This window comes from Streptomyces sp. CHD11 (assembly GCF_018638295.1).
Lineage (GTDB): Bacteria > Actinomycetota > Actinomycetes > Streptomycetales > Streptomycetaceae > Streptomyces.
This window is the reverse complement of record NZ_JABTTS010000010.1, coordinates 333,389-357,668: the sequence shown is the minus strand read 5'-3', so window position 1 is coordinate 357,668 and position 24,280 is coordinate 333,389. Positions and strand designations below refer to the sequence as shown.

At 72.4% G+C, this 24,280-nt stretch carries 20 protein-coding genes; 9 read left to right on the top strand and 11 right to left on the bottom strand.

Annotated features, from left to right (window positions below; genetic code table 11):
* The first annotated feature begins 50 nt into the window (after positions 1 to 50).
* The gene (locus HTV45_RS14550) at positions 51 to 1,781 is read left to right on the top strand and encodes a type IV secretory system conjugative DNA transfer family protein (protein WP_215206154.1); all 1,731 of its coding nucleotides are present in this window, start codon (positions 51 to 53) and stop codon (positions 1,779 to 1,781) included.
* A 237-nt stretch (positions 1,782 to 2,018) separates the two neighbouring features.
* Here HTV45_RS14550 and HTV45_RS14545 read toward each other — a convergent pair whose 3' ends face one another.
* The gene (locus HTV45_RS14545; protein WP_215206153.1) at positions 2,019 to 3,518 is read right to left on the bottom strand and encodes a PLP-dependent aminotransferase family protein; all 1,500 of its coding nucleotides are present in this window, start codon (positions 3,516 to 3,518) and stop codon (positions 2,019 to 2,021) included.
* A gap of 96 nt (positions 3,519 to 3,614) precedes the next feature.
* Here HTV45_RS14545 and HTV45_RS14540 point away from each other — a divergent pair, with 96 nt between their 5' ends.
* From HTV45_RS14540 to HTV45_RS14525, 4 genes are all read left to right on the top strand, one after another.
* Positions 3,615 to 4,283, top strand: coding sequence for a YitT family protein (locus tag HTV45_RS14540; RefSeq protein ID WP_215206152.1), 669 nt, complete (start codon positions 3,615 to 3,617; stop codon positions 4,281 to 4,283).
* Complete coding sequence (locus tag HTV45_RS14535; RefSeq protein ID WP_215206151.1) at positions 4,280 to 5,047, top strand: glycerophosphodiester phosphodiesterase; 768 nt, start codon at positions 4,280 to 4,282, stop codon at positions 5,045 to 5,047. The genes HTV45_RS14540 and HTV45_RS14535 overlap by 4 nt, the downstream gene beginning before the upstream one ends.
* A 51-nt stretch (positions 5,048 to 5,098) precedes the next feature.
* The gene (locus HTV45_RS14530; RefSeq protein WP_215206150.1) at positions 5,099 to 6,454 is read left to right on the top strand and encodes an MFS transporter; all 1,356 of its coding nucleotides are present in this window, start codon (positions 5,099 to 5,101) and stop codon (positions 6,452 to 6,454) included.
* Between the two features lie 268 nt (positions 6,455 to 6,722).
* Positions 6,723 to 7,097 carry an RNA polymerase-binding protein RbpA gene (locus tag HTV45_RS14525; protein WP_003977404.1) on the top strand — a complete coding sequence of 125 codons (375 nt, stop codon included), beginning with the start codon at positions 6,723 to 6,725 and terminating at the stop codon, positions 7,095 to 7,097.
* A 126-nt stretch (positions 7,098 to 7,223) separates the two neighbouring features.
* Here the strand turns inward: HTV45_RS14525 and fxsA are convergent, their stop codons facing one another.
* The 4 genes from fxsA to HTV45_RS14505 all read right to left on the bottom strand — a co-directional run bounded on the left by fxsA (position 7,224) and on the right by HTV45_RS14505 (position 11,964).
* Entirely contained in the window at positions 7,224 to 7,811 is a 588-nt protein-coding gene (fxsA, locus tag HTV45_RS14520; protein WP_215206149.1) for an FxsA family membrane protein, read from the bottom strand.
* 79 nt (positions 7,812 to 7,890) lie between these two features.
* Positions 7,891 to 8,886, bottom strand: coding sequence for a polyprenol monophosphomannose synthase (locus HTV45_RS14515; protein ID WP_308309586.1), 996 nt, complete (start codon positions 8,884 to 8,886; stop codon positions 7,891 to 7,893).
* Between the two features lie 585 nt (positions 8,887 to 9,471).
* Complete coding sequence (locus HTV45_RS14510; protein ID WP_215206148.1) at positions 9,472 to 11,076, bottom strand: amidohydrolase; 1,605 nt, start codon at positions 11,074 to 11,076, stop codon at positions 9,472 to 9,474.
* A 447-nt stretch (positions 11,077 to 11,523) separates the two neighbouring features.
* Positions 11,524 to 11,964 (bottom strand): Lrp/AsnC family transcriptional regulator, encoded by a 441-nt coding sequence (locus HTV45_RS14505; protein WP_215206147.1) that lies wholly within the window; start codon positions 11,962 to 11,964, stop codon positions 11,524 to 11,526.
* Between the two features lie 215 nt (positions 11,965 to 12,179).
* Between HTV45_RS14505 and HTV45_RS14500 the strand changes: the two genes are divergently transcribed.
* Positions 12,180 to 12,614, top strand: coding sequence for a hypothetical protein (locus HTV45_RS14500; protein ID WP_215206146.1), 435 nt, complete (start codon positions 12,180 to 12,182; stop codon positions 12,612 to 12,614).
* A gap of 359 nt (positions 12,615 to 12,973) precedes the next feature.
* Here the strand turns inward: HTV45_RS14500 and HTV45_RS14495 are convergent, their stop codons facing one another.
* Complete coding sequence (locus tag HTV45_RS14495; RefSeq protein WP_215206200.1) at positions 12,974 to 14,146, bottom strand: acyl-CoA dehydrogenase family protein; 1,173 nt, start codon at positions 14,144 to 14,146, stop codon at positions 12,974 to 12,976.
* Between the two features lie 412 nt (positions 14,147 to 14,558).
* Between HTV45_RS14495 and HTV45_RS14490 the strand changes: the two genes are divergently transcribed.
* Positions 14,559 to 15,797, top strand: a complete 1,239-nt coding sequence (locus HTV45_RS14490; RefSeq protein ID WP_215206199.1) for a glycoside hydrolase family 18 protein — start codon at positions 14,559 to 14,561, stop codon at positions 15,795 to 15,797.
* An 85-nt stretch (positions 15,798 to 15,882) separates the two neighbouring features.
* Here the strand turns inward: HTV45_RS14490 and HTV45_RS14485 are convergent, their stop codons facing one another.
* The 3 genes from HTV45_RS14485 to HTV45_RS14475 all read right to left on the bottom strand — a co-directional run bounded on the left by HTV45_RS14485 (position 15,883) and on the right by HTV45_RS14475 (position 18,314).
* Positions 15,883 to 16,545 carry a TetR/AcrR family transcriptional regulator gene (locus HTV45_RS14485; protein ID WP_215206145.1) on the bottom strand — a complete coding sequence of 221 codons (663 nt, stop codon included), beginning with the start codon at positions 16,543 to 16,545 and terminating at the stop codon, positions 15,883 to 15,885.
* 97 nt (positions 16,546 to 16,642) lie between these two features.
* Complete coding sequence (locus HTV45_RS14480; protein WP_215206144.1) at positions 16,643 to 16,783, bottom strand: SCO1431 family membrane protein; 141 nt, start codon at positions 16,781 to 16,783, stop codon at positions 16,643 to 16,645.
* Between the two features lie 151 nt (positions 16,784 to 16,934).
* A complete protein-coding gene (locus tag HTV45_RS14475) occupies positions 16,935 to 18,314 on the bottom strand; it encodes a peptidase C39 family protein (protein WP_215206143.1) in 1,380 nt (459 codons plus the stop codon).
* 301 nt (positions 18,315 to 18,615) lie between these two features.
* On the opposite strand from HTV45_RS14475, the gene HTV45_RS14470 reads away from it, so the two are divergent.
* Together HTV45_RS14470 and HTV45_RS14465 are read left to right on the top strand one after the other, a co-directional pair.
* On the top strand, positions 18,616 to 19,236 hold the full coding sequence (locus HTV45_RS14470; RefSeq protein ID WP_215206142.1) for a uridine kinase: 621 nt from the start codon (positions 18,616 to 18,618) through the stop codon (positions 19,234 to 19,236).
* 426 nt (positions 19,237 to 19,662) lie between these two features.
* Positions 19,663 to 21,528 carry an AAA family ATPase gene (locus tag HTV45_RS14465; protein ID WP_215206198.1) on the top strand — a complete coding sequence of 622 codons (1,866 nt, stop codon included), beginning with the start codon at positions 19,663 to 19,665 and terminating at the stop codon, positions 21,526 to 21,528.
* Positions 21,529 to 21,661: 133 nt separating this feature from the next.
* Here HTV45_RS14465 and HTV45_RS14460 read toward each other — a convergent pair whose 3' ends face one another.
* A complete protein-coding gene (locus HTV45_RS14460; RefSeq protein WP_215206141.1) occupies positions 21,662 to 22,738 on the bottom strand; it encodes a hemolysin family protein in 1,077 nt (358 codons plus the stop codon).
* Positions 22,735 to 24,066 carry a hemolysin family protein gene (locus HTV45_RS14455; protein WP_215206140.1) on the bottom strand — a complete coding sequence of 444 codons (1,332 nt, stop codon included), beginning with the start codon at positions 24,064 to 24,066 and terminating at the stop codon, positions 22,735 to 22,737. Before HTV45_RS14455 ends, HTV45_RS14460 begins: the two co-directional genes overlap by 4 nt.
* Positions 24,067 to 24,280: the final 214 nt, after the last annotated feature.

The window sequence follows — 24,280 nt, the reverse complement described above, 5'->3', positions numbered from 1 at the left end:
CCCGCCCCGTCCCCACCCCACCCGCCCGTACGCACCCTCTGGAGACAGCAGTGGCCCGGCGCCCTCTCCCCCGCATCCTGAGCAACGGTGGCGCGCAGCTCGCCCGGAGCCGGGAGCTGGCCAGGACGGCGGCCGACAGCGCCACGGATGTCCTCCACCCGCTGATCACCATCACGCGCGGTCTGCGCCGGCTGGCCTCGGCCGGACGGCGCAGGTGGGCCGACACCCCCAAGGACAGACGGGGCGCGCTGATCTTCCTGACGGCTTCGGTCGTGCTGGTCGTGGCACTCGCCCCGTACGGTCCGCTGCTCGCCGTCATCACCCTGATGGCGGCTGCGGCCTGGCACGGCCGGGAGCGGACTTCGTCCGTGCCCGACGGACCGGACACCTCGCAGGCCCAGCGTCTGAAGTGCCTCTACGAAGCCCTGGTGCCGTACTTCTCCACCGCCGACGACCCCGAGCCGCTCTACGCCCACGGCGGCGACTGGGGCAGGGCCTTCTCCGAGTACGAGTTCGACGCCGCCGGCCGCCTCACGCATCTGGTGATCGCCTACCCCGCCTACTTCACCGACGGCGAGCGGGAGTCCCGGGACCGGATCGAGCATCTGCTGGGCGCCAAATCGGGCCGCGGCCGCGAGTACCACTTCGTCTGGGACGAGGAGGGCAACCAGCTCACGGTGCGCGTCCTCGCCCCCCTGCCCACGGACATCGCCGCGCAGCCCTTCGTCACGGCCCCCGGCGAGACGGTCCTCGGCTTCACCGATCCCATCCGGGTGCAGCGGACCCTGCCGCTGACCCACGGCACGGAGCAGCGCGACGTTCCCCCGGTCGTGTGGCGCACCGGCCTGCGCTCCACCGAGCCTCATCTGCTCGCCGCCGGCCAGCCGGGCAGCGGCACCTCGACCCTGCTGCGCTCCATCGCGCTGCAGGCGCTCCACCACGGTGACGTGGTGATCGTCGACGGCGGTGGAACCGGTGAGTACGCCTGTCTCACCGGCCGGGACGGCGTGCTCGCCGTCGAATGCGGGCTGACGGGCGCGCTGACCAGCCTGGAGTGGGCCGCGCAGGAGACGGAGCGCCGCCTGGTCGCAGCCAACCGTGCCCACCAGGCGGGTGATCCGCCGCCCGGGGACACCCGGCGTCCGCTGTGGCTGCTGCTCGACCGGCCGAGCGCCTTCACCCATCTGGCCGCCGCGGACGGCCGCGCGGATCCGCAGTCCCTGCTCCAGGTTCCGCTGCGGCACGGCCGCCCGGCGAACGTCACCGTGGTCGTCGCCGAGCAGCTCGACTGCCTCGACGCCCTCGCCGGGCCGGTACGGCAGCACACCCGCGCGCGCGTGGTCCTCGGCCCCGCGACGGCGGAGCAGCTGGCGGCCGTCCTGGGGGCGCCACCGCACACCACACCGGTCGACCAGGTCCCACCGGGGCGCGGCTACGCCCGCCTGGGTGCGGGGCCGGTGCACCGTCTCCAGGTGCCGGCGACTCCGGATCCGTACGACGACGCGACCAGCGACGCCGAGCGGCAGGCGGTGCTGGATCTGCTGCCGCCGCGGACGACACCGGCTGACGAGGAGTCGGAGCGGCTCACTCCGGCCCGCTCGAAGCCCGTTCTGGTACGTCTGGACAAGATCACTGCGGAGCGGACACCCGGCGGCGTCGTCAGCGAGGAGGCCGGTGCGCCCGCGCAGATGCCGGGCGGCGAGGCGGTCGCCGCGCGGGCCGTGCCCGGGGCCCCCGGGGCGGCCGTGCCCGCCGAAGCGGCGGTCGCGGACTCCTCCTGAGTGCGGGACCGGACCGCCCCGCCGGGCCGTGCGCGGACACCGCGGGCCTCCGCCGCGGCTTCCGGCATCGGGCGGCGCCGTCCCGGCCTCCCGGCTACCCGGCGGGACACGCGGAGCCCGGAGCCGACTGCCGCGAGCGGGACAGGCGTGGCCGTCGCGACCTCTCGGGACCGCCCCGCCCGGCGGGGGCGTGTCCCCCGACGCTGGTCCCGGGGATCCGGCCGTCTCGTTCGCGTCCTACGCCACGAACGTGCGCGGGGCGTCCGTGCCGGCCGTACCGCCGGACTCGACGATGCGGGCCGCCGCGGCCAGGCGCACCGCCGCCTCCTCCGCCACGGCGCCGCCCACCGTGAACGGCAGCCGCACATAGCCCTCGAACGCCCCGTCGACACCGAAGCGCGGCCCGGACGGCACCCGTACACCGACCCGTTCCCCCGCCTCCGCGAGCCTGGAACCGGAGAGACCGCCGGTGCGCACCCACAGCGTGAGCCCGCCCCGCGGCACCTCGAACTCCCAGTCGGGCAGCTCGCGTCGTACCGCGCCCACCAGTTCGTCCCGGTTCTGCCGGGCCTGGGCGCGCCGTATCTCCACCGCCCGCCCCCAGCCGTCCGTCCCGAACAGCCAGTTCACGGCGAGCTGTTCCAGTACGGGTGTGCCCATGTCCGCGTAGGCGCGTGCGGCGACGAGGCTGCGGATCACATCGGGGGCGGCGCGGACCCAGCCGATACGCATGCCGGCCCAGAAGGCCTTGCTCGCCGACCCGACCGTGATCACCGTGGACCCGGCGGGGTCGAACGCGCACACCGCGCGGGGCATCTCCACGTCCGCGTCGAGCCACAGCTCGTTCATCGTCTCGTCGGCGACCAGCACCGTCCCCGCCGAGCGCGCCGCGTCCACCAGCCGGCGCCGCTGGTCCTCGTCGGCGAGGGCGCCGGTCGGGTTGTGGAAGTCGGCGACGACATACGCGATCCGGGGCGCGGCCTCGCGCAGCACCTGCCGCCAGCGGTCCATGTCCCAGCCGGTCAGGCCCTCGGCCATGGCCACCGGGACGAGACGGGCACCGGCCTCCCGCATCAGCTGGAGGATGTTGGCGTAGGACGGCGACTCGACGGCGATGCGTTCACCGCGTCCGCCGAAGAGGTGACAGATGGCGTCGATGGCGCCCATCGCGCCGGTCGTCACCATGATCTGCTCGGGCATCGTGGGAATGCCCCGCTCGGTGTAACGGTCCGCGATCATCGACCGCAGGGCGGGCAGCCCGGCGGGATAGTCGCCGTGTGTGTGAGCGTACGGCGGCAGCTCCGCCAGGGCGCCCTGGACAGCCCGGGTGAGCCACGGTTCCGGCGCGGGGAGCGCGGCACAGCCGAGGTCGATCATCGAGCCGAGGGCTTCGGGCGGCAGCGGTTCCAGACCCCGCGCGGGGACCGGGTTGCCGGCCGGGACGGCGGTCCAGCTGCCCGCACCGCGCCGCGACTCCAGGAAGCCCTCGGCGCGCAGCGCCTCGTAGGCGGCGGCGACGGTGGTGCGGCTGACGGACAGGGCCAGCGCCAGCTCCCGCTCCGCGGGCAGCCGCGCCGCGACCGGTACGCGCCCCTCCAGCACCAGCAGGCGGATACCGTCGGCGAGCGCGCGGTAGGCGGGCGGACGACGGGTCCCGGGCCCGGCCGGACGGTCCTGCTGCGAGGTGAGCAGCCGGGCGAGTTGCGCCGCCCCCACCGCCGAGGTCCACTGCGCCATGAGAATCAGTCCACCTTCCCCGGATTGGCCATGGATGACGTGACCAGTCACACCACAGGGTGTCATGCGTCGGTCCACTTCCACTACGGGGGGCACATGGTGGCCAGGGTCTCGTCCCGGCACGGACATCTCACACGCCGGCTGTTCCAGCTGTACGCCGGACTGGCGTTGTACGGGGCGAGCTCGGCACTGCTGGTGCGGTCGGGACTCGGTCTGGAGCCGTGGAACGTGCTGCACCAGGGCCTGTCCGAGCGGACCGGGCTGTCGATGGGCGTGGTGCTGACCATCGTGGGCGCGGCGGTGCTGCTGCTGTGGATCCCGCTGCGGCAGCGGCCCGGCCTCGGCACGGTCTCCAACGTGCTGGTGATCGGCGCGGCGATGGACGCGGCACTGGCCGTGGTCCCGGACGCGCACGCCATGGCCGTCCGTGTGCCGCTGATGGCGGCGGGAATCGTGCTGAACGGGGCGGCGACCGGCCTGTACATCGCGGCGCGCTTCGGTCCGGGGCCGCGCGACGGGCTGATGACGGGACTGCACCGGCACACGGGGGTGTCGGTCCGCCTGGTCCGTACCGCCGTCGAGATCACGGTCGTGGTCACCGGCTTCGTCCTCGGCGGCACCGTCGGCGTCGGCACCCTGCTGTACGCGGTGACGATCGGCCCGCTGGCCCAGGTGTTCCTGCGGCTCTTCGCCGTCCCCCCGGCATCCGACGGCGGCAAGGTCGTCGCCGCGGGCCGGCCGCGCCGCGCCATACTGCGTCCGTGAAGCCTCGGATACGCCACCCCTACCTCGACCACCCCGGCCCGATCGCCTTCGCCCACCGGGGCGGGGCGGCGGACGGCATGGAGAACACCGTGCGGCAGTTCCGGTGTGCCGTCGACGCGGGATACCGGTACATCGAGACCGACGTCCACGCCACGCGCGACGGCCGGCTCGTCGCCTTCCACGACGCCACCCTCGACCGGGTGACGGACGGCGCGGGCCGGATCGCCGACCTGCCCTGGCGCGAGGTGGAGCACGCGCGGGTGGCGGGAGCGGAACCGGTGCCCCTGTTCGAGGAACTCCTGGAGACCTTCCCCGAGGTGCGCTGGAACATCGACGTGAAGGCCGAACCGGCCCTGCTGCCGCTGCTGGACCTGATCGGGCGCACCGACTCCTGGGAGCGGATCTGCCTCGGCTCGTTCTCCGAGTCCCGGGTGGTGCGCGCGCAGCGGCTGGCCGGTCCCCGGCTGGCCACCTCGTACGGCACCCGGGGTGTGCTGAATCTGCGACTGCGGTCCTGGGGGCTGCCCGCCGCGGTGCGCCGGCCGGCCGTCGCCGCGCAGGTTCCCGAGGAGCAGTCGGGCGTCCGGCTGGTGGACCACCGCTTCGTGCGGGCCGCCCACGCGCACGGGCTGCAGGTGCACGTGTGGACCGTCAACGAGCCCGAGCGGATGCACCGGCTCCTGGACCTCGGAGTCGATGGCATCATGACCGATCACATCGGCACACTGCGCAAGGTCATGGAGGATCGCGGCATCTGGGTCTGAGGCCCCCGCGCCCCGTCGCCTCCGCGCGTTCACGGGGAAGCGAGGGCACGGGTGGACACCGACACCGTGCGGTCACCGGCGGAGGACGAGGCCGACGGCCGGCGGCGTGAGCAGCGCGGCTGGTACTTCTACGACTGGGCCTGCTCCGTGTACTCCACGAGTGTGGTCACCGTCTTCCTCGGCCCCTACCTGACCTCGGTCGCGGAGGCGGCGGCGGACGCGGACGGGTTCGTCCACCCGCTGGGCATACCCGTGCGGGCGGGATCCTTCTTCGCGTACAGCATCTCCCTCTCGGTGATCGTGGCCGTGCTGGTGATGCCCCTGGTGGGCGCCGTCGCCGACCGCACGGGACGCAAGAAGCCACTGCTCGCGGCGGCCGCGTACACCGGGGCCGCCGCGACGACAGGCATGTTCTTCCTGGACGGCGAGCGCTATCTGCTCGGCGGTCTGCTGCTGATCGTCGCGAACGCGGCGCAGTCCGTGGCGATGATGCTCTACAACTCCTACCTGCCGCAGATCGCCCCGCCCGAGGAGCGCGACGCGGTCTCCTCGCGCGGGTGGGCCTTCGGTTACGCGGCCGGGGCCCTGGTTCTCGTCCTGAACCTCGTCCTCTACACCGGCCATGACCGGTTCGGACTCTCCGAGGGCATGGCGGTGCGCGTCTGTCTCGCGTCGGCCGGCCTGTGGTGGGGCGCCTTCGCGCTGGTGCCGCTGCGCCGGCTGCGCGACCGCCGGGCTCCCGCGCGGGAGCCGGGACAGGCGGCCCTGTCGGGCTTCAGGCAGCTCGCGGCGACCATCCGCGACATGCGCCGGCATCCGCTGACGCTCGCCTTCCTACTGGCGTACCTCGTGTACAACGACGGCATCCAGACGGTGATCTCCCAGGCCTCGGTGTACGGCTCGAAGGAACTCGGGCTCGGACAGTCGACCCTCATCGTGGCCGTGCTGCTGGTCCAGGTGCTGGCGGTGGCGGGCGCGCTGGCGCTCGGCCGTATGGCCCGGCGGTACGGGGCGAAGCGCACGATCCTCGGTTCCCTGGTCGCCTGGACCCTGACCCTGGCCGCCGGGTACTTCCTGCCGGCCGGTGCCCCTGTGTGGTTCTTCGTGCTCGCCTCGGGGATCGGCCTGGTCCTCGGCGGCAGCCAGGCGCTGTCCCGCTCGCTCTTCTCCCACCTGGTGCCGCCCGGCAAGGAGGCCGAGTACTTCTCGGCCTACGAGGTCAGCGACCGCGGGATGAGCTGGCTCGGACCGCTGCTGTTCGGCCTCACCTACCAGCTCACCGGCAGCTACCGGGACGCGATCATTTCGCTGGTGGGCTTCTTCGTTCTGGGATTCGCGCTGCTCGCGCGGGTGCCGGTGCGGCGTGCGATCGCCGACGCGGGGAACCCGGTTCCCGAGCGGATTTAGCACTCGGCGCGAAAGAGCTGTAGTGTACGCGTTTGGCCTGCCAGGCGTACCGTTACTGCGCGTCAAAGATGCCGAAACGCTGTGTCACATCTGGGAGCAGATGTGACAAACCGGGCGTCGGTGGGTACTGCAATGGTTGACAAGGCTGCGGCTACGACGGCGACGCAGAGCCCGGAACGGGAATCTTTACCGCCGACCGGACGTTGACCGGATGACGACGACAGCGACACACCTGTCCTGTGGGCGACAAGCCCGGGAGGCACGATTCATGAGTGAGCGAGCTCTTCGCGGCACGCGCCTCGTGGTGACCAGCTACGAGACGGACCGCGGCATCGACCTGGCCCCGCGCCAGGCCGTGGAGTACGCATGCGAGAAGGGGCACCGCTTCGAGATGCCCTTCTCGGTCGAGGCGGAGATCCCGCCGGAGTGGGAGTGCAAGGTCTGCGGTGCCCAGGCACTCCTTGTGGACGGCGACGGCCCGGAGGAGAAGAAGGCCAAGCCCGCGCGTACGCATTGGGACATGCTGATGGAGCGGCGCACCCGAGAGGAACTCGAAGAGGTCCTCGAGGAGCGTCTCGCCGTTCTGCGCTCCGGTGCGATGAACATCGCGGTTCACCCCCGGGACAGCCGAAAGTCGGCTTGATCCCGGCGGAGAGCCGGAGCGGAAGCACCTGCGCATGAACGCTTTACGAGACAGGACTGGGGACACCGAACTTGTTCGGTGTCCCCAGTCCTGTCTCGTCAGGTGTCCCGGCCGGGCCCGTAGACCTCAGCGCGTCAGCGGCGGGGGCGGGCCCTGCGGGGTGTCCCCCGGCGCACTTCCGGGCTCGTCGTCCCGGACGACCTCACCCTGGACGACCCTGCCGTCGGGGCGGTGCATTCGTGCCTGCTGGAAGGCGTCCCCCAGGGAACCGTGCGTCGCCTCCCGGAGTTTGCGCTCGAAGGTGCGCTCGGCGTAGCGGCTCACGCCCTTCTGGACCGGCGGCACCAGCAGGAGCAGTCCCAGCGCGTCCGAGACGAGACCGGGGAGGATCAGCAGCAGGCCCCCCAGCATCATCAGCCCGTTGCCCTCGCTGTTCGGCCGGGGCTCGGTCTCCCCGGCGCCGCTCTGCTGCTGTTGCAGTGTCTCGGTGAGGTTCTTGAACGCCCGCCGGCCGGCCCGTTTGATGACGATCGAGCCGAGGACCATACCGGCCACCAGGACCAGGAGGACCACCAGGCCGTTCGACGCCCCCGCGACCAGGGTGAGCAGCCAGATCTCCAGCACGAGCCAGGCGGCGAGGGCCAGCGGCAGGACCCCGCGCAGCCGGGAGCGCCGGGGCCGGGCGGGGTGAGGGGTCCGAGCACCAGTCGTCATACCCCCAGTGTGCCTGGGCACGGCTCAGTGCGGGATAAGCGGGGTGCGCGGGGCAGGAGCGCTCCCGGCCGGCCCGCCCTTACGCCTCGGACTGCTTCACGTCCGGGCCGGGTCCGCCGGCCCCCGTACGCGGCTGCCCGGCGACCGGCTCGGTGTTCCCCGCCTCCGGCTCGGTGTTCCCCGCCTCCGGCCCGGACCGTTCGGCGCCTGGCCGGGGCTGACCGTCGCTCGCTCGGGACTGCCCGTCGGCCGGCTCGGACGGCAGGGCACCCGGCTCGGGCCGGCGGGTGTCGCCCCGCCCCAGGACCTTGCCCACGCGCTCCCCCACACCCCACGCGGTGACCCGCCACAGCGCCTCGACGAGAATGTCGCGGCTCATCTTGGAGTCACCGAGTTCACGCTCGACGAAGGTGATGGGCACCTCCACGACGTGATACCCGGCCTTGACCGCGCGGCGGGCCAGGTCCACCTGGAAGCAGTAGCCCTGGGAGGCCACGTCCTGGAGGCCCAGCCCCTTCAGGGTCTCGGAGCGGAAGGCGCGGAACCCGCCGGTGATGTCACGCAACGGCAGATCGAGCGCCACGCGCGAGTAGAGGCTGCCCCCGCGCGAGATGAACTCGCGGGACCTCGGCCAGTTCACCACCCGGCCGCCCGGCACCCAGCGCGAACCGAGGACCAGGTCGGCGCCCTTGAGGGCGGTGAGCAGACGGGGCAGTTCCTCCGGCTGGTGGGAGCCGTCGGCGTCCATCTCGACGAGTACGCCGTAGCCGTGCTCGATGCCCCAGTGGAAGCCCGCGAGATAGGCCGCGCCCAGGCCTTCCTTGCCCTTGCGGTGCAGCACCTGGACGTGATCGTCCTCGGCGGCCAGCTCGTCGGCGAGCTTGCCGGTGCCGTCGGGGCTGTTGTCGTCGGCCACGAGCACGTGCGCGTCGGGGACGGCCTGGCGGACCCGGCCGACGATCGCCTTGATGTTCTCGGCCTCGTTGTAGGTCGGGATGATCACCAGGGCCGTACCGAGCGGGCCGAAGTTCCGCCCCTGGGATCCCGACGCGAGGGTCCCGTCGCCGTCATTCACTGCTGCCCCTTCATGTCCTGTGCGCAGGGTCCCACCATAGTCGTCGGGGCCCCCGCAGACGTGACCGGACATTCGTATGGTGGTGTCGTATACCGAAGATCGGGTAGCAGTAGACGCTTCGGCCCCCCCCCTCGGCCCGCGCCCGGAAGGGACGGGGCCCCGCCGGCTCGGCAGGGTGATGCGGCGGATGGGGGCCCGGTGCCCTTCGGGCCGGCCCGGGATCCGCCGGCTGCGGATCGACCTGAAGCCGTTGTCTACTGAGCACCCGGGCCCCACCCGGGGTCACACCTCCCCGACCGGCTGGAACCTTCCCTCGGTACCGCGCCGACACTGAGCCTGGCTCCCAGTGACGGTGCCCCGGTGCGGCACACCGTCCCTGACCCAGCGGCGCTGACACGAGTGGCCGGAAGCTGTCCGGGCGGGCGTCCGGTGGTGGACCCGGCCGAACCTACCGGCCCCCTGCCGCCGCCTGTCAACAGTCGTTCGACCTGCGTAACGAGGTTCAAATGCCTGGTCAGCGGCGAGGATGCGCAGGTCGCGCGACAGGGGCGCGGTGCATGATCGTCATCGCGTCCCGGTCGTAGATCACTCGCCCGGCCGTACGAAGACGGTACGTCCGCCGACCACGGTGCGCAGACAGACGGGCAGGTCACGGCCGGGAGTGAGGTCGGGCAGGCCAGGTGTGCCGGAGCGGGGATCGGTGGACCAGCGCGCCACCCGGTCGTCGGGCGCCTGGACGACGAGTTCGCCCGTGTGCCAGACCGCGTAGTCGGCTGGTGCGCCGGGCACCAGGACGCCCGCGTCGTCGCGTCCGACGGCCCGCCAGCCGCCGCGCGTGTGCGCGGTGAAGGCCGCCCGGACGGAGACGCGGTGCTCGGGAGTGCGGTGGAACGCCGCGGCGCGGACCGTGCCCCAGGGGTCGAGCGGGGTGACCGGACTGTCGGAGCCGAAGGCGAGCGGGACCCCGGCTCGCAACAGGGCCGCGAACGGGTTCAGGGAGCGGGCACGGTCAGCACCCAGGCGACGCGCGTACATACCCTCCTCGCCGCCCCACAGGGCGTCGAAGGCGGGCTGCACGGAAGCGGTCAGGCCCAGCTCGGCGAAAACGGCGACGGCGCCGGGGGTCAGCATCTCGGCATGCTCGACGCGGTGCCGCGCGGCGCGGAAACGGGCGAGGCCGACCTTCTCGGCCGCTGCGCGCATCCCGTCGACGACGGTGCTCACGGCGGCGTCACCGATGGCGTGGAAGCCCGCCTGGAGACCCGCCTCGGTGCAGGCGACGGCATGAGCGGCGACCGCGGCGGCGTCGAGGTGGGCGGTGCCGGTGTGGCGGGCGTCGGCGTACGGCTCGTGCAGACAGGCGGTGTGCGAGCCGAGGGCGCCGTCGGCGAACAGGTCACCCGCGGCACCGATCGCGCCCAGTTCCCGGGCCTTGCTGACGTCCTGCTCGGCCCAGTAGCCGACGACGCGCGGGCCGTTCCCCTCGGCGGCGAGCCGCAGCAGGCCGGTGAAGTCGTCCTCGGAGGAGATCTCCGGGCCGCCGCACTCATGGACCGTGCCGATGCCGCGCGACGCGGCGTGAGCGAGGGCGGCGAGCTGGGCCTCGGTGCGCTGAGCCGGCGTGACGGCGGCCAGGGCGGCGGCGCGCACCGCGTGGTGGGCGTCCCCGGTGAGCGGGCGGTCCTCACGGGTGACCGCACCCCCGACGAGGTCGAGCAGCGCCGTGGTGACGACCGCGGAGTGGACGTCGATCCGGCTGAGGTAGAGGGGCCGGCCGCCGGTGGCCTCGTCGAGCTCCGCCCGGGCCGGCGGCCGGCCGCCGGGCCAGCGGGCAGCGTCCCAGCCGTGCCCGAGCAGCACCCGGTCACCCGGGCGGGCGGCGGCGAACTCCCGTACGCGCGTCAGCGCCGCCTCCAGTGAGAGGGCGCCGGACAGGTCGAGTCCGGTGAGGGCGAGCCCGGTGGCCGTGGTGTGGACGTGCGCGTCCGTGAACGCCGGGGTGACCAGAGCTCCGTCGAGGTCGACGACCTGGTCGACACCGTCCACGAAGGCGTCGGCGGCGCCTTCCGAGCCGACCCAGGCGACCTGACCGCGCTCGACGACCATCGCGGTCGCGAAGGGGTCGGCGGGGCTGTGGACCTCTCCGCGGCGAAGCAGAACGGTGTGCGGCGGGACGGTGCGTTCACTCATGCCCCACAGTCTCGCCTGCCGGACGGTCCCGCCCACACGCAGGTCCTGTTCACGAGGCCCGCACCCGGGCCATGGGAGAGCGCTGACCGCGCCGAGGAGCACTGGTCGGGGCGAGAGCACCGGCCACCGGACGTGAGCACCGGCCGTGAAGGGGAGCGCTGTTCACGAATGAGAGCACCGGCCACGAGTGAGAGCACTGACCACGGGTGAGAGCATGGAATCCGAGCGTGAGCGCCGGCCGCGGCTGAGAGCACCGGTCGCTGACAAGAGCACCGCTCACCGATGAGAGCAGCCGCCCCGCGCGCCAGGACACCCGACACACGAGATCACTGCTCACGTCCGAGAGCGCTGACCTCCCGCGAGAGCACCGCTCGCACCCTGGGACCGGCAGCCGCACCGCGCCACCACGCAGCGGACGGCCCGGCGGGGCGACGCCGCCCGGCCGGTTCAGACGCGCGGCGGCCGTGCCTCGTACGGCGTGGAGAGGACGACCGTCGTCCGGGTCGAGACGCCGGCCAGGGAGCGTACGCGGGCGAGGAGTTCCTCCAGTTCATGCGGCGTGGACACCCGCACCTTGAGGATGTAGTTCTCGTCCCCGGCGACACTGTGGCAGGCCTCGATCTCGGGAACGCCGGCGAGGCGGTCCGCGATGTCGTCGGGGGCGCTGGGGTCGAAGGGTTTGACCGAGATGAACGCGGTGATGGGCAGGCCTACGGCCCCCGGGTCGACGACCGCGGCATAGCCGCGGATGACGCCACGCTGTTCCAGCCTGCGCACCCGCTGGTGCACGGCCGAAGTGGACAGGCCCGTGGCCTTGCCCAGGTCTGTGTAGCTCATCCGCCCGTCCTTGACGAGCAGCTGCACGATCTGTCGGTCCAGCTCCTCCATGGCGCAAGAACCTACAGTGCGCTTGATCGCCTCGGATACCTGAACGGGGCCCGTGGAAGCGCCGCACGGGGCACCTGCGAGCGGCATGTGACGAACGCCACAGCCTTCAGACCGTCTCCGTGATGTTCTCGTGATTACGCCCGAGGAGCGGCGGGAAGTGCTTGCTGTGGTCGAGGCCGCAGTGCCTTCACGGCCCAGCCCGAGGGGGAGAACCCATGCAGAGTCTTAAGCGCCTTGGTCGTACCACGTCCAAGCGGCAGCAGCCGGTCGTCATGCCCGAGCCGGAGTACATCGAGTCCGACACCCCGGACGACGAACCCGACGCGTACGACACCTTCGAGATGTACCGGGTGATCTGCCCGGACTGCGCGCAGCCCATCGCCCTGCTGGCGGACGAGGACGTTCTGCCGGAGCACGCGCTGTGCGCCTCGCCGTGGAACCCGTTCGGGCTCACGGTCTGCGCCGGCACCGGGCGCCGGGCCTCCGAGGCCCGGCCGGCGGACGAGTCCGTCACACCCCAGGAGCAGCACACCGCCCTGCTGCTGACGCTCCCTCAGGGGCTCGACTGGCGCACCCAGCCGTTCTCGCACGTCGGCGGCCAGGGCTCGCGCCCGATGAGGGTTCCGGGGATGCGGCGCCACGCCGCCTGAGCACACGCCGGTACGGGGGTGGCAGGGTCCGCCACCCTCGCCCGCCCCTCGCCCGCCCCTCCGCCGTACGGGAGACAGCGGCGAACGCACTCCCTATTCCGGCCATCGGTGACCTGTCCGGTCGCTCCCGCGTTGCCCGGGTATGACGACCCCCACGTATTCGACGACCGGGCGTCAACGCCACGTCTTCGTGCCGCCGCCCCTGGAGGCGGCCGTACCCGCCCCGCCGCCCCGGCTCCCGGATCCGCCGATCTACCGCGATCTCCTGCGGACCTGGGCGGACCGGGGCCGCACGCTGCCGGGGCGGCACGACCCGGAGTGGACCCGGCTTGCCGCGCCCTGGTGCGGGCTCGGTCGGTTCAGCGTGTCTCCGGCCCCGCGAGATGGCGGGCGATGACCATGCGCTGGATCTGGTTGGTCCCCTCGACGATCTGCAGGACCTTGGCCTCGCGCATATAGCGCTCGGCGGGGAAGTCCGCGGTGTAGCCGTAACCGCCGAGGATCTGCACGGCGTCGGTGGTGACGCGCATCGCGGTATCGGTGCAGTGCAGCTTGGCCATGGCGGCCTGCCTGGCGAACGGCCGTCCGGCGTCGCGCAGCCGGGCCGCCGCCAGATACAGCGCGCGTCCCGCCTCGATCTGCGTGGCCATGTCGGCGAGCATGAAGCGCAGCCCCTGGAAGTCGGCGATGGGCTTGCCGAACTGCCGCCGCTCGGTCGCGTAGCCGAGCGCCTCGTCCAGCGCCGCCTGGGCCAGGCCGATGGCGCAGGCGGCGATGCCGAGCCGGCCGCCGTCCAGTGCCGACAGGGCGATCGCGAAGCCCTGCCCCTCCTCGCCGAGACGCCGCGCGTCGGGCACCCGGACGCCGTCGAAGTGGACCTGGGCGGTGGGCGAGCCCTTCATTCCCATCTTCTTCTCGGGCATCGCGGCGCTCAGCCCCTCGGCGTCGCCGGGCACCAGGAACGCGGTGATGCCGCGCGGGCCCTCCTCGCCGGTGCGGGCCATCACCGTGCAGAAGTCGGCGACGCCGCCGTGGGTGATCCACGCCTTGGTGCCGGTGATCACCCAGTCGTCGCCGTCGCGCACCGCCTTGGTGCGCAGCGAGGCCGCGTCCGAGCCGGACGCGGGCTCGGAGAGGCAGTAGGCGCCGAGCAGACCGCCGCCGAGCATCGCGGGCAGACGCTCGGCCTGCTGCTCCTTGGCGCCGAAGGCGGCCAGCGCGTAGCAGGCGAGGGTGTGCACGCTGACGCCGAGGCCCACGGTGAGGCGGGCCATGGCGAGTTCTTCGAGAACCTGGAGGTAGACCTCGTACGGCTGGTCGCCGCCGCCGTACTCGGCGTCATAGGGAAGGCCGAGCAGGCCGGACTCGGAGAGGAGCGTGAAGAGCTCGCGCGGGAAGCGGCCCGCGTCCTCCTCCTCGGCGGCAGCCGGGGCGACCTCGCGCTGGGCGATGTCGCGGACGAGTGAGATGAGGTCCCGGGCCTCGTCCGTGGGCAATTGCCGGTCCACCGGCTGCGGGGCGCGGTCGGGCATGGCGACGCTCTCCTCCCTGTTGGGGCACATCGGCGTGCGCCTTGGGTGGGGGCGGCTCCGCCGGGGTCGTTCCGGTGCCTGGCCGATGCTCGCATTCCCGGGTCTCGGAAGCTGCTGACCAGCGGCTGTGCGCTGTGAGTATGCCCGATCGGCCGAAGCAAGTCACTGGTTAACGACCGCTCACTTCAGGATACCTTCACCCCCTCCCGCTCGATTCCCATTGGTCCGCACCATTGACCAACTGGTCTAGTCCTCCTAGGGTCTTGGTCCACGAGCGAGTCACCGCGTGCATGCCAATCGACTGCTTCTCCCCCTCGACCGCACGACGACCCCACAGCGACCTCCCGACGACTTCCCGACGACTTCCCGACGTCCCTGACTCGCGCTCCCCTCCCCCACGAGGAGACCACGAATTCCATCCCCCCACCGCCCTCGAACCCTGCGGGCGCTCCTGTCCGCCGCGTGCGCCGCCGCGCTCTGCGCCGGGCTGCTCGCCGGCGCCGGCACCTCGACCGCGACCGCCGCGACCTCGGCTCAGGAGGCCGCCGCCGGTTCCAAGGTCATCGGCTACTTCACCGAATGGGGCACCTACGACCGCGCGTACTACGTCAAGAACATCGAGACGTCCGGCTCCGCGGACAGACTCACCCATATCAACTACGCCTTCGGCAACGTCACGGACGGCAAGTGCGCCATGGGCGGCTCCTACGCGGCCACCGAACGCGCCTACACGGCCGGCGAGTCCGTCGACGGCGTCGAGGACATCTCGGACCAGCCGCTGCGCGGCACCTTCAACCAGTTGCGCGAGCTGAAGGAAAGGCACCCCGGCCTCAAGGTCCTGTGGTCGTTCGGCGGCTGGACCTGGTCCGGCGGTTTCGGCGAGGCGGCGAAGGACCCGGCCGCGTTCGCCCGGTCCTGCTACGACCTGGTCGAGAACTCGCGGTGGGCCGACGTCTTCGACGGCATCGACATCGACTGGGAGTACCCGAACGCCTGCGGCGCCACCTGCGACACCAGCGGACGGGACGCCTTCCCCGAGCTGATGTCGGCGCTGCGGACCACGTTCGGCTCCGGGAACCTGGTCACCGCGGCGATCACCGCGGACGCCACCGAGGGCGGCAAGATCGACGCGGCCGACTACGCGGGCGCCGCCCAGTACGTCGACTGGTACAACCCGATGACGTACGACTTCTTCGGCGCCTGGGAGGCCGCCGGTCCCACCGCTCCGCACTCGGCGCTGACCTCGTACGACGGCATCCCGAAGGAGGACTTCCACTCCTCGGCGACCATCGACAGGCTCAAGGGCCTCGGTGTCCCGGCCGCCAAGCTGCTGCTCGGGATCGGCTTCTACGGCCGCGGCTGGACCGGTGTCACACAGTCGGCGCCCGGCGGCACGGCGACCGGCCCGGCGCCCGGCACGTACGAACCGGGGATCGACGACTACAAGGTGCTCAGGGCCGAGTGTCCGGCGACCGGAACGGTCGGCGGCACCGCCTATGCGCGGTGCGGCGACGAGTGGTGGAGTTACGACACCCCGGCCACCATCGCGACCAAGATGGGCTACAAGGACCAGCAGGGGCTGGCCGGCACGTTCTTCTGGGAACTGAGCGGCGACACCGCGAACGGGGAGCTGATCAAGGCGATCCGCTGACCCCTCGGGTCCGGTGACCCTTCTGGCGCGGGCGGCGGGGCGGAGGTCCACGGGGGCCTCCGCCCCACCGTCCGGCCGGCCCCGCTCAGGCGTCGCGGCGGGCGGGCGCAGGAGCCGGGTGGGCGGGGTCCAGGTCCTCGATGGCGCACATGGCCCCGCCGAGCGTCCTCACCAGCAGCTCACGCATCGTCTCGCGGGTCAGGTCGCCTCGGTCGAGCCAGGCCAGCGTGGCGCCCTCCACGCTGCACACCCAGGCAAGCAGCCCCATCCGTGCCACCGGGGCGATGTCGGTACGGCCGTAGGCGCCCTCGGCGATGGTCGCGACGATCGCCTCCCGCACCCCGTCCCGGATGGCGTGCACCTCGGTGTCGAAGCCGACGCCGCCGCTGACGATCGCGCGATAGGCGGCCTGGTTGTGCCCGGCGTAGCGCAGATAGCTGTCGATGGTGCGCTGCACCCGTTCCACGGGCGGGAGTTCGGCTCCGCTGGCCGCGTAGGAGACCAGTCCGGCCACCGAGTCCTCGATGATCGCCAGGTAGTAACCGCGCTTGGAGTGGAAGTAGTAGTAGATCAGCCCCTTGGCGACCCCCGCCTGGCGGGCGATGTCATCCATCGAGAGCGCGTCGTAGGACGTGTCCGCGAACAGGCTCCGCCCGATGGCGATGAGTTCGGCCCGGCGGGTCGAGGAACGCCGGCTTCCGCGCGCTCCTGGACGTGGACGCACGGGGGACTGCTGGCTGGTGTTCAATGTCGACCCAGGTCTCCTGCGGGCGGCGGGACAATCCCGCCGCAGTATGACAGGTCGACCATCGGGCCGGTCCGAGCGGCCCCGTGCCGCCGCCGGGCTACAGCATCCCGAGCTGGGTCACGAGCATCGCGAGGACCACGACGAGTGTCCATCCCATGACGTGCTCGAGGATCTTCGGTCCGTCCTCCCGCGGACCGCCGGTGCGGGCGCGGGTGACGGTGGCTGCATTCGCGGTCATGGCTTCTCGCTGGTCTCGGCGGTGCGTGGAATCCGTGGACTCCCCCTTCGGCTGATGTCCACCTTGCCACCGGAGGCGGCTTTCGCGGCCGAGACATCGGTCACAGGACGGCGGAGCCCCGGACGGCCGGGGCCCCGCTCGCCGGACCGGCTCAGCGCACGCCCACCGCCGCGAGCGCCTTGCGCTGGCGCGGGGTCGGATGTGCCGGGAAGTACAGGTAGCACACCCCTCCGGTGCCTGAGGCGACCTTGCCGGAGGCGTTGTACCGCTTGGTCCGCAGCCAGATGTTCTCCCACTCGCGCCGTCGGTAGATCCGGCGCACGGCCGCGTTGTCGTCCGAGGCCGGGTCGTTGGCGATCACGTCACCGTCCGCGGTGAACCCGATCACGGTCATCAGGTGCCCGGAGGTGCCGTATCCCGCCCCGGTCAGCTCCTCCTCCAGGAACGACTGCGAAGTGATGGCGGGGATGCCCGCCGCGATCAGCGTCTCCAGGTCGGTGAGGGAGCTCAGCCGGGTGACCACGCCCTGCAGCCCCTCGAAGGTCGCGGCGTAGGCGGCGTTGAACGGCCAGTTGCCGCAGCCCTCGTACTGGTAGTCGTACGTGTACCGGGCCGCGTGGCAGACCTGCGGGTCGGCGTAGGCCGGGTCCACCCAGGACAGTTGCTCCCGGGTGAGCCTGCCACCCCAGTACTCGATGATCATTTGCGAGGAGGTCGGGCTGCACCAGGCCTCGCCGCCGTTGTCGTACTCCGGGTACTGGCCCTTGTGGATCTCCTGGGAGTAGCGCGGGACGATCAGTTCCCGGGCCGGACGGGGCGTGGAGGCGGGGACGGTGAACCGGTCGGGGACGTCGGAGCCCATCGCGCCGGCCCGCCACACGGTCGGGGTGAGGCGGGTGCCGGGGCGGCGGTGGAGGGTGAGGCGCAGTCGGTAGGAGGCGAGGCGCAGGCCCGAGCCCGCGTCGTCGAGGGCGAGGGTGTCCGTCCAGACACTGCTCCTGCCGTCGCCCTGGCCGTCCACCGAGCTGCGCCGGATGTCCTGGTCCCCCGCCGCCCACCGGCCCATGACGTACCAGGGGGTGTCCGTGCCGTCGGAGTACGTGCCCTTCAGCTCGATCTGCAGCCAGGTGCCCGCGGGGGTGTGCGCGTTCCAGGAGGTGATGACCTCCGTGGCCGGGACCCTGAGGCGGTGGACGGGCGACGTCCAGCGGGCGTAGGCCCAGGTGGAGGTGCGGCCGGTGTGCGGGTCGGTGTGATCCGTGGTTCCGGCGGCTTTCGCGATCACCAGGCCGGGGCGGGCGCCGGCGACGGCGCGGGTCCCGTCGGCGCTGCCACCGCGCCAGTCCGTGTACGAGGTCCAGGCCCGGTTGTCGACGGTGCGGGCGGCGGGCCGCCCGGCGTTCGCGGTGCCGGTGGCGCCCGGTGCCGGGGCGCCACCGGCACCGGGCGCCGGGGCGGCGCTCCCGGCGACGGTGGCGACTACTGCCGCGGCCAGGAGGGTTCTGCGGGACGGCAGTTCGGCTCTGCTCATGGGTGGAGGACCCCCAGGTGTCGGAGTCGGGACAGGACCAGTGCATGGCCGGCCGGACGCTGTACGTCCGCCGGATGGAGCGGGCGTGGGCCAACTATGAACGCAGCCGGGCGCATCCTGCCAGCACCCCGGCCGTGCCGTGTCCGACCAACATGGGACTCGACCAATGGCGGGACGCGCGGCGGGCCTCGCCGGACCGGGGCCTAGAGTGCTTCCGTCAGCCCCGCACCGCCCGCGCCGTCCCCAGGCACAGCCCCGGCGACAGCCACAGCCCGCGCCCCCACAGTCCCGGGAACCAGCCATGCACGATCTCGCCTCCCGCATCCGGCGGCTCGATCCGTCCTGCGGTCCGGTCCGGCTCGTCGGGGTGGACGGCCACGCCGGCTCGGGGAAGTCGACCTTCGCCGAACAGCTGGCCGGGGCGCTGGACGGCGCCCCGGTGCTGCGCCTGGACGACATCGCCGATCACCAGGCGCTGTTCGGCTGGACGGAACGGCTGCTGAGCCAGGTGATCGAACCGCTCGGCCGGGGGGAGACGGCGTACTACTCCCCCTACGACTGGATCGCCCGCCGCTTCGGACCGCCCCGCCCGCTGCCTCCCGCCCCGGTGATCCTCGTGGAGGGGGTCGGCGCGGGCCGCCGCGCGCTGCGTCCGCATCTGGCGCTGCTGCTCTGGATGGATCTGTCCCGGGAGGAGTCCTGGGCCCGGGGACGGGCGCGGGACGGTGAGGAGCAGCGGGAGTTCTGGGAGGGCTGGGTCCGCGCGGAGCGGGAGCATTTCGCGGGCGACCCCTCGCGTCCCTTCGCGGACCTGTCGGTGCGGCAGTGCGGGGAAGGGTACGAGGTACTCGCGGGGCCTGCCGGGACAGGTGAGTCACCCCCTTCACTCACACAGGGTGACGGACCATCGGCTGTGTGGTGATCCTGTGAAGGACGACGCTCGGGCGAGTTGCCGGAGTACCCCAACTCCGCTTGACCGGCGGCCCGTACAGGTCTTACGTTCTCAATGTGCGGCACTTCGGAGCCGCCCGCGGACACGAAGCCCCCGGTTGTTCCCCCGTGATCGGGGGCTTCGTTCTGCCCTTTTCGCGATTCTCGACCGCTCAGCGGCACGGAACGATCACCCTGAGTCACCGACCGGCCGGTGTTCCGCTGCCCCGCCTCGCTCCCTCACCCGCACGGCACCCTTCGGACCTGACGCCACCGCAGGTACGATGCCCTCGGTGCGTCCGGTCACGGCTTCGCGCACCTTGCAACTCCGGTCCGCGGTACAGCGGTTCGACCAAAGGGCGCCGACGGGCGAGGGCCGGCCGGCACACCGACGGGGGCACGGTTCGTGGGGGACGTGATGGACTTCGCCGCGCAGGGCCCGCCGGCCTCGGCCGACCTCGCCTGGCTGCGAGGCGTGGACGCCTACAGCGTGGGCGCCTATCCGCAGGCGGAGGAGGAGTTCCGGACGGCGGTGCGGATCGACCCGGGGATGGCCGACGGCTGGCTCGGCCTGCACGCGCTGCGGGTCGACACGACGACCGCGCTGCTGCGGATGTTCCGCCATCGCGAGCGCTTCGGAGAGCAGCGCACGCGGCACCGGCGCACCATCAACTCCTGGTACTGGCTGGGCTGGTGGGTGCAACCGGTACTGGAGAGCCCACGCGATCTGCTGCTGGCGCACGCCTCGCACTGGCTGGACGGCCGCCATGTCCCCGAACTGGACCGGGCGTTGGCCGGTCTCCCTCCGGTGGACACCGATCCGCAGGTCCGCTTCCTGCACGCCTGCCGTTCCTACCTGGTCAAGGACTGGGAGCAGTTGGTCCGGCACACGGACTCACTGGTCGAGGACCCGGTACTGGGCATCGAGGCGGGGCTGTTCGGCGGCATGGCCCGGGTGCGCCTGGAGATGTACGGGCAGGCCGAACCGCTGCTCTCGGCGGCGCTGATGCGCTGCCGCAGCGAGCAGCCGCAGCGCAAGGAGCTGCGCTACTGGCTGGCCCGCGCCCACGAGGGGACCGGCCGCACCGCCGCCGCGCTGCCCCTGTACCGGGCGGTGCACCGGGTCGATCCGGCCTTCATGGACACCTCCGCCCGGCTGGCCGCGATCTCCGAGGGCGACGGGTACGACGATGCCGCCGACCTCGCCGCGATCACCCTCGCCGGTGCCGGTGACATGGTCGACGGGCCGGACACGCTCGACCCGCTCTTCGGCAACGAGGGACGTGATCTCAGGCTGTCCGAGCCCGGGCAGCCGCCGGCCCCGCTGCCGTCGGTCACCGGCCCGGGGGTACGCGAGCGGGCGGGCGGTCCCGCGTGGCCGCTGCCGACCGGCCCCACCGATCCGGCGTTACTGGAGGAGGCGCTCGCGGAACTGGAGCGCATGGTGGGTCTGGAACCGGTGAAGCGTCAGGTCAAGGCTCTGTCGGCGCAGTTGAACATGGCCCGGCTGCGGTCCGGGCAGGGGCTGCCGGTGCAGCCGCCGAAACGGCACTTCGTCTTCTCCGGTCCGTCGGGGACCGGCAAGACCACGGTGGCCCGCATTCTGGGCCGGGTCTTCTACGCCCTCGGGCTGCTCGGCGGCGACCATCTGGTGGAGGCCCAGCGGGCGGATCTGGTGGGTGAGTACCTCGGGCAGACGGCCGTCAAGGCCAACGAACTGATCGACTCCGCGCTCGGCGGGGTGCTGTTCGTGGACGAGGCGTACTCGCTGTCCAACTCGGGCTACGGCAAGGGTGACGCGTACGGGGACGAGGCGCTCCAGGTGCTGTTGAAGCGGGCGGAGGACAACCGGGACCACCTGGTGGTGATCCTGGCCGGGTATCCGGAGGGCATGGACCGGTTGCTGGCGGCCAATCCCGGGCTGTCGTCGCGCTTCACCACGCGGGTGGACTTTCCCTCGTACCGGCCGCTGGAGCTGACCGCGATCGGTGAGGTGCTGGCGGAGGAGAACGGGGACGGGTGGGACGAGGAGGCGCTGGACGAGCTGCGGTCGATCGCCGGGCATGTGGTGGATCAGGGGTGGATCGACGAGCTGGGGAACGGCCGGTTCCTGCGGACGCTGTACGAGAAGAGCTGTGCCTACCGGGATCTGCGGTTGTCGATGTATCCGGGGGCGCTGACCCGGGATGATCTGGCGACGTTGCGGCTGCCGGATCTCATGCAGGCGTACGGGGAGGTGTTGTCGGGGCGGGGGCCGGCGGGGCCTCCCTCCGGCGGGGTGTGAAACGCCGGCATGAGTCCGGCGTACGGGGTTGCCGATCGCCCCGCTGAAGGGGCGCCTCCCCCACTCTCGGCTTCGCTCGAGCGGGGGAGGCACGAATACCCGCGGTGGGGGCGGCGCGCGCGTGGTCGGGCGGTCAGGTGGTCAGGGTCCGCTCGGCGGTGTCGGTGGTGCGCTGGGGGGTGAGCGTCACCTCTCTGTGGGCCGGGTCGCGCACCTCGCCCACCAGGAGTTCCAGCACGTCCTCCAGGGCGACCAGGCCGAGGATCCTGCCGGTGGGGCGGGAGACCTGGGCGAGGTGGGTCGCGGCGCGGCGCATCACGGTGAGGGCGTCGTCCAGGGGGAGTTCGGGGCGCAGGGTCGGCATGGGGCGCCAGAGGTGCCGCGGGACGGCCCGGTCGGGCTCCTCCAGGTCCAGTACGTCCTTGACGTGCAGGTAGCCCAGGAAGACGCCGCTCTCCGCGGCCACCGGGAAGCGTGAGTAGCCGGTGCGGGCGGTGAGTTCCACGATCTGCTCCGGGGTGACCGCGGGGGTGACCGTCACCAGCGACTCGCCCTCCAGCAGGACGTCGGTCACCGGGCGGGAGCCCAGCTCCAGCGCGTCCTCCAGCCGTTCGGCCTCCTCGGGGTCCAGGAGGCCCGCCTGGCCGGAGTCCTCCACCAGCCGGTTGAGCTGCTCGCTGGTGAAGACGGCCCCGATCTCGTCCTTCGGCTCGACGTGGAAGAGGCGCAGCACGGCCTGGGCGCAGGCGCCGAGCGCGGCGGTGACCGGCCCGCACAGGCGGGCGAACCGGACCAGGCCCGGGCTCAGCCACAGCGCGGCCGTCTCCGGTGCCGCCATCGCCAGGTTCTTCGGGACCATCTCGCCGATGACGAGGTGGAAGAAGACGACGACGGCGAGCGCGATGACGTAGCCGAGCGGGTGAATCAGTCCGTGCGGTACGTGCATCCAGGCGAAGACGGGCTCCAGCAGACGGGCGACCGTCGGTTCGGCGACCGCGCCGAGGGTGAGCGAGCAGACGGTGATGCCGAACTGGGCGGCCGCCATCATCCGCGGCAGATGCTCCAGGCCGTACAGCACCTGGCGGGCCCGGGCGCTGCCGAGCGGCTCGATCTGGCTGCGGCGGACCGAGACCAGCGCGAACTCCGCGCCGACGAAGAAGCCGTTGGCCAGCACGAGCAGCGCGGCGAACAGCAGGTGCAGGGCGCTCATCCGGCCGCCTCCACCAGGGGCAGCGGGGCCGTTCTGACCAGCCGGACGCGTTCGGCGCGGTAGTGGCCGACCCGGCGGACCGACAGGCGCCAGCCGGGCAGTTCCGCGCGGTCGCCGACGGCCGGGATACGGCCGAGCAGATCGGCGACCAGGCCGGCCACCGTCTCGTAGGGGCCCTCGGGCACCTCCAGGCCCATGCGCAGCAGGATGTCGACGCGGGCTCCGCCGTCGACGTCCCACGCCGGGCTGCCGTCCTCGGGCGGGGCCGCGGTGATCTCGGGGACGTCCTGTCCGTCGTGCTCGTCGCGCACCTCGCCGACGATCTCCTCGACGATGTCCTCGAGCGTGACCACGCCGGCCGTGCCGCCGTACTCGTCGACGACGACCGCGATGGGCTGTTCGCTGCGCAGCCGCGTGAGCAGCGGCCGTACGGGCAGGGTTTCGGGGACCATCAGGGCCGGGCGGGCGATACGGCCCACGGGGGTGCGCAGCCGGTCCCGTACGGACACGGCGAGGGCGTCCTTGAGATGGACCATTCCGGCGATCTCGTCGATCCGGTCCCGGTACACGGGGAAGCGGGACAGACCGGTGGCCCGGGTCAGGTTGACCACGTCCTCGGCGGTGGCCGACGCGTGCAGGGCGCTGACCCGCACGCGCGGGGTCATGACGTGCTGTGCGGTCAGCCCGCTCAGGGACAGGGTGCGGACGAAGAGGTCCGCCGTGTCCTGTTCCAGGGCCCCGGCACGGGCCGAGTGCCGGGCCAGGGAGACGAGTTCGCCCGGGGTGCGGGCGGAGGCCGGCTCCTCGGCGGGCTCGATGCCGAGCAGGCGCACCAGGCGGTTGGCCACGGCGTTCAGTCCGGCGATGACCGGACGGAACAGCCGTGCGAACGCGTGCTGCGGTCCGGCCACGAAGCGGGCGACCTGCAGCGGGCGGGAGACCGCCCAGTTCTTGGGCACGAGTTCGCCGATCACCATCTGCACGGCCGAGGCCAGCAGTATGCCCACGACGACACAGACGCCGGTGACCGCTGTCCGGGGTATGCCGAGGGCGGTGAAGGGGCCGTGCAGCAGCGCGGCGAGCGCCGGCTGGGCCAGCATGCCGACGACGAGGGAGGTGATGGTGATGCCGAGCTGGGTGCCGGAGAGCTGGAAGGACAGTTCTCTCAGCGAGGCGACGACCCGGCGGGCGCGCCGGTCGCCGCTCGCGGCGGCCCGTTCGGCGTCCGCGCGTTCGACGGTCACGAGGCCGAACTCGGCGGCCACGAAGAATCCGTTGGCCAGGATCAGCAGGAACGCGGCTGCGAGCAGCAGCAGGGGGGTGGTCATGATGCCGCCGCCTCCACATGTGCGCGAACCCGGGAAGACGGGTCCGCGCTATGTCGGCAGGGGGCGGCGCAGATACTGCAGGACGGTCCGTCCATCGCCGGAGGGTGTCACTCCTCGGGTAGCTGGAGCCCCTGGGCCACCGGGCGGGGCGGCAGGGACACGGGCGCTGTCGTCGCGCCCGTGCCCACAGATTAGTCAAGACATGGGCGACTGC